Here is a 14,040-nt window from a genome sequence, read left to right as displayed (position 1 = left end):
ACTCTTTTTACCGTGGGTTAGTCACGCACCCAGCCTTTACGGATAGGTAACGCGAAACAGATGCGATAGCAATTCTGCAAACCGAGGTACAGGGTTTCGCCAAACCGTTGCCAGATCATCTGGGCGCTCAGGCAACCGATCAGTCCGGCAAGTAAGCCTCCCAGCATATCCAGCGGCCAGTGTACGCCAAGGTAAACTCGCGACCAGGCAATCGCCACGGCAATGACCATCAGTAGAGCGCCCGTCCACAGGCGATGCCAGAACAGGAAAGCCAGTGCAAAAGTAAAGATAACCGTACCATGATCGCTCGGGAAAGAGTCATCTGCCGCATGATGCAGGAAGTTGTAACCGATGTGGTTTACAAACGGGCGATCGTGAGGGAACAGATGTCCCATCAGCCAGGAAATAGTCAGGCCGACCGCCAGCGCAATCGCCATTTTTATGACCAACTGACGCTGGAGGGTAACCTGGGCGCGAGGCCCCCAAAGCCAGAGCACAACGGCTAACAGCGGTACGATGTTAATCAGATCTTTGGCAATGAAAATGGCAAGCGATATCATCCATTGTGCAGAGTCCGGCGTGGCATTGATGAGATAAAAAAGTGAGTTGTTCAGATTTTCCAGCATAACGTCCAGACTCAGCGTAATGGTTAAAAAGGCCCATGGGAGCGAGAGCATAAAATTGCTTTCACGGGATAAAAAGCGGTCTTGTCTTATTTGTCTGCTAAATGACTATTTTTGAGACAATTAATGAGACTTATTGAGCATGATAGCGACCACAACTTAAATTAACCTTAAAGCAAAATCTTCTTGAGCAAATGAATGTAAAAATGTGCGCATTTTGCTTTCAAAACACATAATTCACTATCACCAGTACGGCGCATTTATTACACTTTGCGCGATTTTTCTATAGCTAAGAGACTGCATGCAGAACCGTTTATCTTCAGGCGCCCGTTTGGGGCGTCAGGCATTACTTTTCCCTCTCTGTCTGGTGCTTTACGAATTCTCTACTTATATCGGCAACGATATGATCCAGCCTGGAATGTTGGCGGTGGTGGAGCAATACAATGCAGGATTAGATTGGGTACCCACATCCATGACCGCCTATCTGGCTGGCGGCATGTTTTTACAGTGGCTGTTAGGACCGCTATCGGATCGTGTTGGGCGTCGTCCGGTGATGCTAACCGGCGTGCTCTGGTTCATTGTGACCTGCTTTGCGACCCTGCTTGCGCAGAATATTGAACAGTTTACTTTCCTGCGTTTTTTACAAGGGATAAGCCTGTGCTTCATTGGCGCAGTGGGCTACGCCGCCATACAGGAGTCGTTTGAAGAAGCGGTCTGCATAAAAATTACCGCGCTGATGGCAAACGTGGCGCTAATTGCACCGCTGCTGGGACCATTAGTTGGCGCAGCCTGGGTGCATGTTCTGCCGTGGGAAGGCATGTTTATCCTGTTTGCAGCTCTTGCGACCATCTCCTTTTTTGGTTTGCAACGTGCGATGCCGGAAACAGCAACCCGGATGGGCGAAAAGCTGTCCATTAAAGAGCTGGGTAAAGATTATAAACTGGTGCTCAGAAACGTACGTTTTGTTGCAGGTGCGCTGGCACTGGGTTTTGTCAGTCTGCCGTTATTGGCCTGGATTGCGCAATCCCCAATTATTATCATTAGCGGTGAACACCTCAGCAGTTACGAATATGGTCTGTTGCAGGTGCCGATTTTTGGTGCGCTGATTGCCGGTAACCTGGTGCTGGCTCGTTTGACCTCGCGAAAAACGGTGCGTTCGCTGATTATTATGGGTGGCTGGCCAATCGCTGTCGGGCTGATTATTGCCGCTGCGGCCACGGTGGTGTCATCCCATGCATATCTTTGGATGACGGCGGGTTTGAGCATCTATGCATTTGGTATTGGCGTGGCGAATGCGGGGCTGGTCCGTCTGACGTTGTTTGCCAGTGAAATGAGTAAAGGAACAGTTTCTGCCGCCATGGGCATGCTGCAGATGCTGATTTTTACCGTCGGTATTGAACTAAGTAAACACGCTTATCTGTTGGGAGGCAACGGCTTGTTCAGCCTGTTCAATCTGGCAAGCGGCGTGCTATGGCTGATTCTGATGGTTATCTTCCTGAAAGATAAATGGGTAGGGGATTCCCAGGAAGGCTAAAGCCCGGTTGTCCGGGCCTGGCAGAAACTTAGTGGTGATCGTCAATCTGATGTTCGATGATCATGCCATCATTTTGTTGCCGTCTGTGCTGAGGCGTTAATGCGTAAACGGTGCTTCATGCTTTAACACGCGGTCGATAATATCCAGGACGCCCTCTTCGTTGTTCGATCCCGCGCGATATTTCGCCGCCTGGATAACCGGTTCATGGGCGTTCGCCATTGCAAAACTAAACCCTGCCTGGCGCAGCATCTCGATATCATTTCCGCCATCGCCAAACACGACAACCTCATCGTCGGTAATATTCCAGCGTTGTTGCAGCAGACGCAGACCGTTTGCTTTATGCACGCCGGGAATAATTAAATCGATGCTGCCGTAGCCGGTATGTACCGGAACCATAATGTCGCCAATCGCCTCATGAAGATCTGCCTGCACCTGTGGAATGCGATCGTCGGAGATATTCAGGCCAAATTTGAAGAATACATCATTGATGTTGTCGAAGTTATCGACAAATTCAAGACGATGATAGTACATGGCGGAAACAGCGTTATGTTCATCGCTGTACTGCTTCAGCGTATAAGCGCTGCTTTTACCGCAGGCGATAATATCAATGTCCGTACGTGTCAGCAGATGTTCCACGATGGCCTGAAAATCGTCTTTTGCCAGTTCGCCGTTAAAGACATCTTCCCCTTCACTGACCACCCAACCGCCGTTTTCGGCAACAAAGGAGATTTCACTGGCCAGCTCGGGGAAAAAGGAGATGAGCTGGTAATACTGGTTGCCGCTGGCGACCACAAAGCGGATGCCTTGTTCTTTCATCTGGCGGTATTGCGCCATAAACCGTTCACGATTATAGGTTTTTTGATCGCTTAAAAATGTGCCGTCCATGTCGACCGCAATTAACTTAATAGCCATTAGCTGTTCTCCATCACAGTGGTATTTTTGAGATCGGGTTTCGCCACCGCTTTTGCGACGATGGCGGCAACAAGTACCAGCGTCAGCACCACCAACATAGCGCTGCGCAGGCCGTAGTGTTCACCAAGGTATCCCAGCAGCGGCGGTCCAACCAGGAACGCCAGATAGCCGGTGGTTGCGACAACGCTGACGCGGGTTGGCGCATCAGGGCCAGTGTCGCTGGCAGCCGAAATGGTCAGTGGGAAGCCGAGCGACGCGCCGAGCCCCCACAGAATAACGGAAACTCCGGCCACCCATGTACTGTCGACAAAAATAATCAGGCTAATCCCGAGTGCGCCCATTAGCGCACTGGCGCGTACCACCGTGACGCGGCTGTAACGGTCGATGAACCAGCCGCCGGTAAATCGGCCAACGGTCATGCCCAGCGTAAATCCGGCATAAATAAGCGAGCCTGATGTCGGGCTAAACCCGTGTCCGTCCACCATCAGCAGTGGAAGCCAGTCGTTGGCGGAACCTTCAGCAAATGCCATTGCGAGCACCACGACGCCAATCAGCAATAACTGGATATCGCGATAAAAAGGCAGTCCTTTTTCACCGGAGGGAGAACCATCAGCGGCATTTTTACCCGTGCCGTCAGGAATCGCTTTGATGGCGATAAAGATAGGAGTGATAGCTACCAGCGCCGCCAGCAGAATATGCGCGTTTGCCGGGACGCTAAAGGCGGTAAGCATCATCCCGACTCCTGCGCCCGCCAGCGTTCCCAGGCTGTAAAAACCATGCATCATCGGCAGCACGGTTTTATTCATTTCGCGTTCAACCGCCGCACCTTCGACGTTGATGGCCACTTCTGCTGCGCCAAAACTGGCGCCAAACACGGCCAGACCAAATGCGAAAAGCCAGGCGGAATGCAGCCAGAGCGCCACGCTGAGGATAGCCATCCCAATGACCGCACATGACATGGTAGTGCGGATCACTTTGCGCGTGCCAAATCGTTTCACCAGCCAGGCCGAACAAAGAATGCCACTCATCGAACCAATAGAGAGTCCAAACAGCACCGCGCCCATTTCGGCGGTAGAGATGGAGAGAATATCTCTGATGGCAGGGGTACGCGTTGCCCAGGAGGCCATTAATAATCCTGGTAAAAAGAAGAACGTGAACAGCGCCCAGGTGCGACGTCTTAAGGCTTTGCGTGATGAGATGCCAGTCATGAATTCGAGCCAAAGAAAAGAGGAAAGAAGACAACATTAGCAAGGTTGTGTACATTTGTACACAAACGCAAGAAGAGGTAATGCAGTGCGACGTGCGAACGATCCGCAGCGGCGGGAAAAAATAGTTCAGGCCACCCTTAAAGCGGTAGTAATCCATGGTATTCATGGGGTTACACACCGTAAAATCGCTATGATTGCCGAGGTGCCTCTGGGCTCAATGACCTATTATTTTGCGGGAATAGATGAGCTGCTGATGGAGGCATTCAGCTGTTTTACGCATACGATGTCTCATCAGTATCAAGCTTTTTTTGCCGATGTCGCTGATGCGCAGGCGGCCTGCCATGCCATTACCGATATGATTTACAGCTCCCAGGTCACAACGCCCGATAATATGGAACTCATGTACCAACTGTACGCATTTGCCTGTCGTAAACCGGCACTGAAAACGGTGATGCAAAACTGGATGCTGCGCAGCCAACAAACGCTGGAGCAGTGGTTCGAACCGATTACCGCGCGGGCGCTGGATGCGTTTATCGAGGGGATGACGCTGCATTTTGTCACGGACAAAAAACCGCTGCAGCGAGAAGATATTCTGATGATGGTGGAGCGTATTGCCGAATTGCCGCAGAGATAAAATCCTCAAAATGGTTTGTCGAGGCGGGTAACGGCCTGACATAAAAAATCAATGACTTTTACCGCCTCTGGCGTCAACGGTCAGGCGGCTTTTTTTACCGTCCCGATATCCATATAAGTAATAAAATCATCAATCGTTCTGTGCATGACGCGCAGACCATCCAGTGACCACGGGCGATACACCAGGTCGGATAAAATGGTTATCCCTCTGCCTTTTGCAACCAGACTTCTTATTGCTTCAAAAGAGTTGCTGCGAAAACTGATATTGGGCGTATAGCCACGCTGCTGCCAGTAATCGATAGCAGCGCATGGCGTGAAAAGCGGGTAAATTAGCTTACGGTGGCGCCCCCGGTAATATTCACCACTGTGGCGGTCATGGCGCTGGCATGGTCTGAAGCGAGAAAGGTTGTAACCTCAGCGATTTGTGCAAGCGTAGGCAGGCGCGCGAGCATGGTACTTTGCGCCGCCCCCCCTAACCATTGATCGACGGTTAAACCCATTGACTGTGCTTTAGCGGTGAAAATTTCTCCGGTATAGGAGCCAGCCGCTACAGCATCCACAATCGCATGCGACCGCACGCCGACGACACGAATGTTTATTGGTCCCGTCTCGCTGGCGAGCGCCTTAATAAAAGCCTCTGTTCCTGCACAGCCGACGATATGGCCGAGATGCCCGGGCATCGCCATCGGGGCTGCGGGCGCAACGATGGTGAGAATAACGCCTGCTCGATTGCCGCCCATGTGCGGCGTTACGGCTTTTGCGATATTGAACTGCGCCGCAAGAAAAGGGGTGATACCGCTCATAAACTCAGAGAGGGATAATGCATCGATGCGCTTGCCCTGTTCGTGCATAAATCCCGTTGCGTTAACCACCACATCTATTCCACCGGTTTGCTGTACAAGGCGGGTAACTTCCTTCGATGCGTTGTGCTCGTCGAGTACATCGGTGATAAAGGTTTCGACTGTACCACCCGCCGTTCGGATGCCACTGGCGGTCCAATCCAGCTTTTCCTGACGGCGCGCGCCCAGATACACATGGGCGCCTTCGCGCGTCATCGCCTGCGCAACCGCATTACCAATAGCGCCGCTGCCACCGAAGATCACTGCGACTTTGCCTGAGAGTAACATAGCAACCCCATCACCATTTAGCACCGAGTAAAGTATGTGCCATAACGGGCATGCTGCAAATTTAGTCTCAGATAACTGAACTTAGAATTTATACTACAGAATCCTGATATAACTATTTTAAATTAAAGTATCTCATGATGAATGAGATAACTAAGGCTAGAAAACCTACACCTGCCACTGGTCCTTTTTCAGTATTTAACAGGAAAGTTGTGGTGATTCTGAATATACCGCCTAAGCCCAGAGGGGTAATGATTTTTACAAATACACCTAAAAGATAATTAAAGCCGATACAAAAAATTGTTAAAGCTCCTAGATTTAAAAGTAAGAAAAACCAAGGGGATAGAATAGGGTTTTTGATGCCAATACGCATTAGGATTACGCCGATGACAACCATTGATAATGATAGCAGGATAGGTCTTATACCAACGATAATGTATTCAACAGTCTTCCCGATATCGTTATCAACATTACTCTGCACACCTGAAAAATACTCTCTTAACTTCCTGTTTAGAAGTTTTCTATGAGACTTAGGCATGAAGTAATCCCACCCCATAAAAATTGCTGCTGTGATCTGGCAAGCCAAAATAGTTTCGTTACTGAAAGTCATCAAACTGTCCTGAGTCACTTTTATATTTATGTACGAAAGACTATACAACGACATAAGAGGACACAACACCTAAAAAGAATCTATGTAGAGATCTTTAAAATTAGGCCCAAGCATCCAACTAAAGAAACAATGCAATACGCGCTGCAAAAATTGCGGGGGAATCGTTGCCTCGTGGCGCTCGCAGAGAGAGAAGTCGACAAATGTCAGCAAATATGGACCAACTGATCGTACAGATTGGGCTATGACTCCCCTGAGGCAGTACAGTAACAGTCATTCGTTAGATGGGTTTGAATTTCAGGCAACAAAAAACCCATCAACCTTGAACCAAAACGGCGGGGTTGATGGGCTCCACAAATTGGGGACATCAAAGAAAAGCAGTGGCAATAGTTATGACTGACGCCTTGAAGAAAAGTTCTGCTTAACTGCAAAAATTTTTCGTTTAAGGGTAAATTTCAGCGCTAACCAAGGCCAGGCCAGACAATGACGATCAGCGTCCCCGCTAATGTCAGCAGCACGTTGGCGATTGCGTAGGTCCCGGCATAACCTAATGCGGGGATATTGCTGCGTGCCGTATCGCTGATGATTTCCATTGCCGGAGCGCAGGTTCGTGCCCCCATCATGGCGCCAAACAACAGAGCACGGTTCATACGTAATACGTAAGCACCGAACAAGAAACAGATGACAACCGGCACCAGGCTGACAACCAGACCGGCAATCAACATTTGGCCACCGACGACACCAAGGCCATTGCCAATGCCGCTGCCCGCGCTTAAACCGACACCTGCCATAAAGACCATCAGGCCAAACTCTTTCACCATGTTCAGCGCACCCTGTGGGATGTAGCCAAACGTTGGGTGGTTGGCACGCAGGAAGCCCAGCATGATCCCCGCGAACAGCAGTCCAGCCGCATTCCCGATGCCGAAGCTGAAATTACTGAACTGGAAGGTGATCATCCCGATCATCAGACCGATGATAAAGAAAGCGCAGAAGGCCAGCAGATCGGTCACCTGACTGTGAATCGAAATGAAGCCGATACGATCGGCAATGGTTTTCACGCGGCGAGCATCTCCGCTGACCTGCAGCACGTCACCTTTATTAAGTACAACGTTGTCATCAATCGGCATTTCAATCTGGCTACGGATTACGCGGTTGAGGAAACAACCGTGGTCGGTCAGTTTCAACTGGGCCAGGCGACGACCAACGGCATTGTGGTTTTTCACTACAATTTCTTCAGTGACGATGCGCATATCGAGCAGATCGCGATCGAACACCTCTTTACCGTTACGGAAGCTGGGATCGAGGCGGGCATGTGCGTCCGGATAACCCACCAGGGCTATCTCATCGCCCATTTGCAGCACTGCATCACCATCCGGATTCGCCAGGATGCCGTTGCGACGGATACGTTCAATGTAACAACCGGTCTGACGATAAATACCCAGTTCGCGCAGATTTTTACCATCGGCCCATGCCACCAGCTCCGGGCCTACGCGATAGGCGCGAATGACCGGCAGATAAACCTTACGCGTGGCGTCGGTGTCCAGACCGCGTTCGCGTGCGATTTGTTGGGCGCTGGTTTGTAGATCCTGATGCTGAAGTTTTGGCAGGTAGCGGGCGCCGACAATCAGGCTGACCAGACCAATCAAATAGGTGAGCGCATAACCGAGACTTAGGTTGTCGAGAGCGGTCGACAGTTGTGTTCCTGTCATCCCCGAGTGGCGCAAGGTGTCACCTGCGCCGACCAGCACTGGCGTTGAGGTCATTGAGCCGGCCAGCATACCTGCCGTCAGGCCGATGTCCCAGCCAAATAGCTTACCCAGCCCCAGGGCGATCAGCATTGCGCTGCCGACCATCACCAGAGCAAGCATTAGATAATTTTTCCCATCGCGAAAAAAAATCGAAAAAAAGTTGGGGCCGGCTTCGACGCCGACACAAAAAATAAACAGCATAAAGCCGAGATTTAATGCATCGGTGTTAATACTAAAGTGCTGCTGGCCTAATAATAGGGACACCACTAAAACGCCAATGGAATTACCGAGTTGGACTGAACCCAGGCGCAATTTACCCAGACATAAGCCCAGAGCCAGGACCACAAATAATAACAGGATGTAATTCCCATTTAACAAATCTGCGACGTTTATATTCACGGAGGCTAACTTCTTGTTTACTAGTAAGCTATTGAAAGAAATGGCAATTTACGCTAATGTTTTTGCCAGAAATTAAGGGGGCGACAGCGTCATACACAGCCCCGAATAATGCAGCGTAACAATATATGCGGCTAGTTTAATCTCATTACGTATCAACGGCTATAAGAATCGTGTGAGTGTGTTTTTGGCATGGAATGCCAGGTTACTTTATCTGACTGGACGCCTGTAGGCGAAAAGAGTGTTCGATAGAGAATGTGTCAGGAGGAACGATTGAAACATAAGCAAAGTTGGGCGGGTGCGGTCTGTTGCTTTGTGCTCTTTATTGTGGTGTGTCTTTCGTTAACGCTGAACGTGAAAGGGGCATTCAGAGCGGCAGGGCATCCTGAGGTCGGATTATTATTTTTCATCCTGCCTGGTGCTGCAGCAAGCTTTTTCTCCCATCGTCGGGAGGTGCTCAAACCCCTTCTTGGTGCAATGTTGGCGGCGCCGTGCTGTCTGTTACTGATGCGGTTCGTTTTTATGCCGACGCGTTCATTGTGGCAAGAGCTGGCGTGGTTGTTTAGTGCAGTGTTTTGGTGCGCGCTTGGCGCATTATGTTTTTTGTTTATCAGCAGCTTGTTCACTCAGCATCAACGACGGAAAAAGAACTAATAACGCCCTCCAGCGGAGGGCGTAGAAACAGCTATCAGGCGAACAGATTCATGTTCTCTTTTGCCCACGCTTCAAAATCCGTGCAGCCGCCGATGTGTTTTTGATCAACAAAAATCTGCGGTACGGTTTCAACTGGCTTACCTACCGTCTTTTCCAGATCGGCCTTCGTAATACCTTCGGCATGGATATCAATGTAGCGGAAGTTAAAATCGTCATGCTCATTGCTTAATTTTTCTGCTAATTCTTTTGCGCGCACGCAATACGGGCACCCCGGACGACCAAAAATAACGGCAAACATCTCTCTCTCCTCGAACTTATCAGGCCGGATGGCAATACTTGTTATGATGCCGCGATTTGTGACGGATGGAAAGCAGGTTCAGCCTGTTGCTTTGATATCCTCAAGCTATAACTGTTAAACACGACAAGGTGGAACGTTTTATAATGAAAGCCATTTCGCCGGGAGGCCGCTTATGCGCACAATTGGTGTATTACCCAAAAGCGTATTGATGCTGGAAATAATAGGGATGGTTTTGTTATCGCTGGCGCTGCTATCGCTTAACGATTACCTCTCCTTACCCGCACCGCTTAACAGCCCGTTAGCCTGTGTGGTAATGATATTTCTGGGCGTGCTGCTGATGCTTCCCGCCGCGGTGGGATTAACGTGGCGTATTGCTAAGATGCTGGCGCCGCAGCTGATGTCACAAGCCCCCGGCGATTCTTCCCGTTCAGACAGAGATAAAAGAGATGACGCCAACCATTGATTTATTACGCAGCCACCGTTCCATTCGCCATTTCACCGATGATGCTATTTCGGATGCACAGCGAGAGGCGATCATTGCCGCCGCTCAGGGGACGTCAAGCTCAAGTTTTTTGCAGTGCACGACCATCGTTCGCATCACGGACAAAGCCCTGCGCGAATCACTGGCTACCTTATCCGGCGGACAAAAACATGTGGCGCGGGCTGCGGAGTTCTGGGTGTTTTGCGCTGATTTTAATCGGCATCTGCAGATTTGTCCTGACGCGCAACTTGGGCTGGCGGAACAACTGCTGCTGGGTGTGGTTGATACTGCGATGATGGCGCAAAATGCGCTAACAGCGGCAGAATCGTTGGGACTTGGCGGTGTGTTTATTGGCGGTTTGCGTAACAATATTGAACCGGTTACCGAACTGCTGAAGCTTCCGCAACATGTTCTGCCGTTGTTTGGCTTGTGCCTGGGCTGGCCTGCGGATAACCCGGATATCAAGCCGCGTCTGCCGGCGTCGCTGGTGGTGCACGAAAACCAGTATCAGCCACTCAACAGCGAGGTTTTGTCGCAATATGATGAGCAGCTTGCGCAGTACTATCTGACTCGTGCTAGCAATGCGCGTCGCGATACCTGGAGCGATCATATTCGCCGTACCATTATCAAAGAAAGTCGCCCCTTTATCCTGGAATATTTGCATAAACAGGGATGGGCCACGCGCTAAAGATTTTAACCCAGTGTATGATATGCCAGCTTCAACCAGGTCATTCAGAGAGGTACAGGGTGAAAATTGCCATTTTGTCCCGGGACGGAACGCTCTATTCTTGTAAGCGCCTGCGCGAAGCGGCGATGCAGCGCGGTCACCTGGTAGAAATTATCGATCCCCTTTCTTGCTATATGAACATTAGCCCGGCGGCGTCCTCAATTCATTACAAGGGCCGTCAGCTTCCCCATTTCGACGCGGTGATCCCAAGGATTGGTTCGGCGATTACCTTTTATGGTACGGCGGCGTTGCGCCAGTTTGAGATGTTAGGTAGCTATCCGCTGAATGAGTCGGTAGCGATTACGCGGGCGCGCGATAAGCTGCGTTCGCTGCAGTTGCTGGCGCGTCAGGGGATTGATTTGCCCATCACCGGAATAGCTCACTCTCCGGATGATACCAGCGACATGATTGACATGGTTGGTGGTGCGCCGCTGGTGGTGAAACTCGTTGAAGGCACGCAGGGGATTGGCGTGGTCCTGGCGGAAACTCGGCAGGCCGCAGAAAGCGTAGTGGATGCTTTTCGTGGGTTGAATGCCCATATCCTGGTTCAGGAATATATCAAAGAAGCGAAAGGACGAGATATTCGCTGTTTTGTGGTGGGTGACGAGGTGGTGGCCGCCATTGAACGCCGGGCGAAAGAGGGCGATTTTCGGTCTAATCTCCATCGTGGCGGGGTCGCCACGATTGCGAATATCACGCTTCGTGAAAGAGAAATTGCGCTCAAAGCCGCGCAGACTATGGGTCTGGACGTTGCAGGCGTTGATATTCTGCGCGCTGAACGTGGGCCGCTGGTCATGGAAGTCAACGCGTCTCCTGGACTGGAAGGGGTGGAGAAAACTACCGGAATAGACATTGCCTGCAAGATGATCCAGTGGATAGAGCGTCACGCTACTCCTGAATTTTGCCTTAAAATCGGCGGCTAAGCACAATATCGATTGCTGTCGTAGTATGACACGCGCTTTTTGCGTAAGCTGTGCCGGTATTTTTTTCATCAATTGAGGTCGCACATTATTATGACATCACTGGTCGTTCCCACTCTGGATACGTTGCGTCAATGGCTCGACGACCTGGGCATGAGTTTTTTTGAATGCGATACCTGTCAGGCACTGCATTTACCGCACATGCAGAATTTTGACGGCATCTTTGATGCAAAAGTTGATTTGGTTGATAACGTCATTCTGTTTTCCGCGATGGCAGAAGTCAGACCTTCTGCTCTGCTGCCCCTGGCCGCCGATCTGTCCGCGATTAACGCCAGTTCACTAACGGTGAAAGCCTTTCTGGATATGCAGGATGATAATCTGCCAAAGCTGGTGGTTTGCCAGTCTTTATCCGTTATGCCGGGCGTGACGTTTGAGCAGTTTGAATATTTTATTCGCCAGAGCGAAGAACAAATATCGATGGTGATCCTCGAAGCTGGCGCGCATCAACTGTTATTTAACGCTGAAGAAGATGGGCAAAACAGCAGCGCTGAAGTTCATTTCCTCCATTAATTCTTCCTGCATCAGGACATATATTGCGCAGCCGCTGCCAGAGCGGTTGCGTATTGCCATTTTTTATTCTGTATTTAACCTTTCGTTAAAGAATTATTCACCTGTGTTCGACGCCTTCCGCTTTACGTCATAGACAATTCCTGCATAAAAAATTGATAAAAGACGTTTTTTAATCTGGGCTATATCCACAAATCCTGGCTAAAGTTATTCTTGCAAAGCGTATCAACCCCCTCATTCAAACAGCCCCTTGTGACCTGACCTGCGGGCGCAATGCATGTTGAAGGCATGGGCAGATACCAGCGCGCAATGGCGGCGTGAGGAGAGGCCTCTCTTTTCATAGGTGCCGCATGAAAGAATATGCACGTTTCTTGCATATCATTAGAGTGTGACATTTTTGTTCGTTTGTTAACGAACTTTCAGAAGGAAAGAGATTATGACCGCCTTAAATAAAAAATGGTTATCAGGCCTGGTTGCGGGTGCTCTGATGGCCATCTCTGCCGGCACGCTCGCTGCTGAACAAAAAACGCTGCATATTTATAACTGGTCTGATTATATTGCCCCGGATACGGTGGCTAATTTCGAAAAAGAGACCGGAATTAAAGTTATCTATGACGTATTTGATTCTAATGAAGTACTGGAAGGTAAGCTCATGGCTGGCAGCACCGGCTTTGATCTTGTCGTTCCATCCGCCAGTTTCCTTGAGCGTCAACTGACCGCAGGCGTCTTCCAGCCGCTGGATAAGAGCAAATTGCCGGGCTGGAAAAACCTCGATCCAGAACTGCTGAAGCTGGTGGGCAAACACGATCCGGACAACAAGTTCGCGATGCCGTATATGTGGGCAACCACCGGCATTGGTTATAACGTCGATAAAGTCAAAGAGGTGCTGGGGCCGGATGCGCCGGTCAATAGCTGGGATTTGATCCTCAAACCAGAAAACCTGGAAAAACTCAAAAGCTGCGGTGTCTCCTTCCTCGATGCCCCCGAGGAAGTGTTTGCCACCGTGCTGAATTATTTGGGCAAAGATCCAAACAGTACTAAAGCGGATGATTACACCGGACCAGCAACAGAGCTGCTGTTGAAACTGCGTCCGAATATTCGCTACTTCCACTCTTCACAGTACATTAACGACCTGGCAAACGGTGATACCTGTGTGGCGATTGGCTGGGCGGGTGACGTATGGCAGGCGGCAAACCGTGCGAAAGAAGCGAAAAATGGCGTCAATATTTCTTTCTCAATTCCGAAGGAAGGTGCGATGGCCTTCTTTGACGTGTTCGCGATGCCAGCCGATGCGAAAAACAAAGACGAAGCCTATCAGTTCCTTAACTACCTGTTGCGTCCTGATGTGATTGCGCATATTTCCGACCACGTGTTCTATGCCAATGCCAACAAAGAAGCGACAGCACTGGTTAGCCAGGAAGTTCGCGACAATCCTGGTATTTACCCGCCTGCGGATGTCCGCGACAAGCTGTTCACGTTGAAAGTTCAGGATCCGAAGATCGATCGTGTCCGTACTCGCGCCTGGACGAAGGTAAAAAGCGGGAAATAACCCGATGTACGGGACGTGACCTGGCAGGATTTACGCCTGCCGGGCAGTGCCGATCCCGG

16 protein-coding genes are annotated in these 14,040 nt (G+C 50.3%); 8 read left to right on the top strand and 8 right to left on the bottom strand.

Annotation, left to right across the window (positions count from 1 at the left end; translation table 11 throughout):
* Positions 1-17: 17 nt before the first annotated feature.
* The gene (ybjG, locus tag ACU8YC_RS08795; RefSeq protein WP_446895379.1) at positions 18-626 is read right to left on the bottom strand and encodes an undecaprenyl-diphosphate phosphatase; all 609 of its coding nucleotides are present in this window, start codon (positions 624-626) and stop codon (positions 18-20) included.
* Between the two features lie 298 nt (positions 627-924).
* Between ybjG and ACU8YC_RS08790 the strand changes: the two genes are divergently transcribed.
* Positions 925-2,157, top strand: coding sequence for an MdfA family multidrug efflux MFS transporter (locus ACU8YC_RS08790; protein WP_446895226.1), 1,233 nt, complete (start codon positions 925-927; stop codon positions 2,155-2,157).
* A gap of 96 nt (positions 2,158-2,253) precedes the next feature.
* Here ACU8YC_RS08790 and ACU8YC_RS08785 read toward each other — a convergent pair whose 3' ends face one another.
* Both ACU8YC_RS08785 and ACU8YC_RS08780 read right to left on the bottom strand, forming a co-directional pair.
* A complete protein-coding gene (locus ACU8YC_RS08785) occupies positions 2,254-3,069 on the bottom strand; it encodes a Cof-type HAD-IIB family hydrolase (RefSeq protein WP_446895225.1) in 816 nt (271 codons plus the stop codon).
* Complete coding sequence (locus tag ACU8YC_RS08780; RefSeq protein ID WP_446895224.1) at positions 3,069-4,277, bottom strand: MFS transporter; 1,209 nt, start codon at positions 4,275-4,277, stop codon at positions 3,069-3,071. Before ACU8YC_RS08780 ends, ACU8YC_RS08785 begins: the two co-directional genes overlap by 1 nt.
* Before the next feature lie 85 nt (positions 4,278-4,362).
* Here ACU8YC_RS08780 and ACU8YC_RS08775 point away from each other — a divergent pair, with 85 nt between their 5' ends.
* The gene (locus ACU8YC_RS08775) at positions 4,363-4,911 is read left to right on the top strand and encodes a TetR/AcrR family transcriptional regulator (protein WP_187260204.1); all 549 of its coding nucleotides are present in this window, start codon (positions 4,363-4,365) and stop codon (positions 4,909-4,911) included.
* Between the two features lie 80 nt (positions 4,912-4,991).
* On the opposite strand, the gene ACU8YC_RS08770 is transcribed toward ACU8YC_RS08775, so the two are convergent.
* The 4 genes from ACU8YC_RS08770 to ACU8YC_RS08755 form a co-directional block, all read right to left on the bottom strand.
* Positions 4,992-5,174, bottom strand: a complete 183-nt coding sequence (locus tag ACU8YC_RS08770) for a hypothetical protein (RefSeq protein WP_414438006.1) — start codon at positions 5,172-5,174, stop codon at positions 4,992-4,994.
* Positions 5,175-5,239: 65 nt separating this feature from the next.
* Positions 5,240-6,037: an SDR family NAD(P)-dependent oxidoreductase gene (locus tag ACU8YC_RS08765; RefSeq protein WP_446895223.1), complete on the bottom strand. Its 798-nt coding sequence runs from the start codon at positions 6,035-6,037 to the stop codon at positions 5,240-5,242.
* Positions 6,038-6,149: 112 nt separating this feature from the next.
* Positions 6,150-6,644 (bottom strand): hypothetical protein, encoded by a 495-nt coding sequence (locus tag ACU8YC_RS08760; protein ID WP_370618670.1) that lies wholly within the window; start codon positions 6,642-6,644, stop codon positions 6,150-6,152.
* Between the two features lie 458 nt (positions 6,645-7,102).
* Entirely contained in the window at positions 7,103-8,788 is a 1,686-nt protein-coding gene (locus ACU8YC_RS08755) for an aspartate:alanine antiporter (protein WP_187252731.1), read from the bottom strand.
* A gap of 270 nt (positions 8,789-9,058) precedes the next feature.
* Here ACU8YC_RS08755 and ACU8YC_RS08750 point away from each other — a divergent pair, with 270 nt between their 5' ends.
* Positions 9,059-9,439: an inner membrane protein YbjM gene (locus ACU8YC_RS08750; protein WP_151219645.1), complete on the top strand. Its 381-nt coding sequence runs from the start codon at positions 9,059-9,061 to the stop codon at positions 9,437-9,439.
* A gap of 34 nt (positions 9,440-9,473) precedes the next feature.
* On the opposite strand, the gene ACU8YC_RS08745 is transcribed toward ACU8YC_RS08750, so the two are convergent.
* Entirely contained in the window at positions 9,474-9,737 is a 264-nt protein-coding gene (locus ACU8YC_RS08745) for a GrxA family glutaredoxin (protein WP_016152408.1), read from the bottom strand.
* A 172-nt stretch (positions 9,738-9,909) separates the two neighbouring features.
* Between ACU8YC_RS08745 and ACU8YC_RS08740 the strand changes: the two genes are divergently transcribed.
* The 5 genes from ACU8YC_RS08740 (at position 9,910) to potF (ending at position 13,981) form a co-directional block, all read left to right on the top strand.
* A complete protein-coding gene (locus ACU8YC_RS08740; protein ID WP_151219646.1) occupies positions 9,910-10,200 on the top strand; it encodes a YbjC family protein in 291 nt (96 codons plus the stop codon).
* Positions 10,184-10,906, top strand: coding sequence for a nitroreductase NfsA (gene nfsA, locus ACU8YC_RS08735; protein WP_151219647.1), 723 nt, complete (start codon positions 10,184-10,186; stop codon positions 10,904-10,906). The genes ACU8YC_RS08740 and nfsA overlap by 17 nt, the downstream gene beginning before the upstream one ends.
* 59 nt (positions 10,907-10,965) lie before the next feature.
* Positions 10,966-11,868 carry a 30S ribosomal protein S6--L-glutamate ligase gene (gene rimK, locus ACU8YC_RS08730; RefSeq protein WP_446895222.1) on the top strand — a complete coding sequence of 301 codons (903 nt, stop codon included), beginning with the start codon at positions 10,966-10,968 and terminating at the stop codon, positions 11,866-11,868.
* 90 nt (positions 11,869-11,958) lie between these two features.
* The gene (locus tag ACU8YC_RS08725; RefSeq protein ID WP_151219649.1) at positions 11,959-12,435 is read left to right on the top strand and encodes a type III secretion system chaperone family protein; all 477 of its coding nucleotides are present in this window, start codon (positions 11,959-11,961) and stop codon (positions 12,433-12,435) included.
* A gap of 433 nt (positions 12,436-12,868) precedes the next feature.
* A complete protein-coding gene (gene potF, locus ACU8YC_RS08720) occupies positions 12,869-13,981 on the top strand; it encodes a spermidine/putrescine ABC transporter substrate-binding protein PotF (RefSeq protein WP_210904878.1) in 1,113 nt (370 codons plus the stop codon).
* Positions 13,982-14,040: the final 59 nt, after the last annotated feature.

Source organism: Citrobacter sp. VF227, from assembly GCF_052950715.1.
The sequence above is the reverse complement of the archived record's forward strand: the minus strand, read 5'-3'. Positions and strand labels throughout refer to the sequence as shown.

Excerpts from the sequence above, each read along its gene's own strand:
- ybjG (WP_446895379.1), bottom strand. The coding sequence starts at position 626 with ATGCTGGAAAATCTGAACAACTCACTTTTTTATCTCATCAATGCCACG.
- ACU8YC_RS08790 (WP_446895226.1), top strand. The coding sequence starts at position 925 with ATGCAGAACCGTTTATCTTCAGGCGCCCGTTTGGGGCGTCAGGCATTA.
- ACU8YC_RS08785 (WP_446895225.1), bottom strand. The coding sequence starts at position 3,069 with ATGGCTATTAAGTTAATTGCGGTCGACATGGACGGCACATTTTTAAGC.
- ACU8YC_RS08780 (WP_446895224.1), bottom strand. The coding sequence starts at position 4,277 with ATGACTGGCATCTCATCACGCAAAGCCTTAAGACGTCGCACCTGGGCG.
- ACU8YC_RS08765 (WP_446895223.1), bottom strand. The coding sequence starts at position 6,037 with ATGTTACTCTCAGGCAAAGTCGCAGTGATCTTCGGTGGCAGCGGCGCT.
- ACU8YC_RS08760 (WP_370618670.1), bottom strand. The coding sequence starts at position 6,644 with ATGACTTTCAGTAACGAAACTATTTTGGCTTGCCAGATCACAGCAGCA.
- ACU8YC_RS08745 (WP_016152408.1), bottom strand. The coding sequence starts at position 9,737 with ATGTTTGCCGTTATTTTTGGTCGTCCGGGGTGCCCGTATTGCGTGCGC.
- ACU8YC_RS08740 (WP_151219646.1), top strand. The coding sequence starts at position 9,910 with ATGCGCACAATTGGTGTATTACCCAAAAGCGTATTGATGCTGGAAATA.
- nfsA (WP_151219647.1), top strand. The coding sequence starts at position 10,184 with ATGACGCCAACCATTGATTTATTACGCAGCCACCGTTCCATTCGCCAT.
- ACU8YC_RS08725 (WP_151219649.1), top strand. The coding sequence starts at position 11,959 with ATGACATCACTGGTCGTTCCCACTCTGGATACGTTGCGTCAATGGCTC.
- potF (WP_210904878.1), top strand. The coding sequence starts at position 12,869 with ATGACCGCCTTAAATAAAAAATGGTTATCAGGCCTGGTTGCGGGTGCT.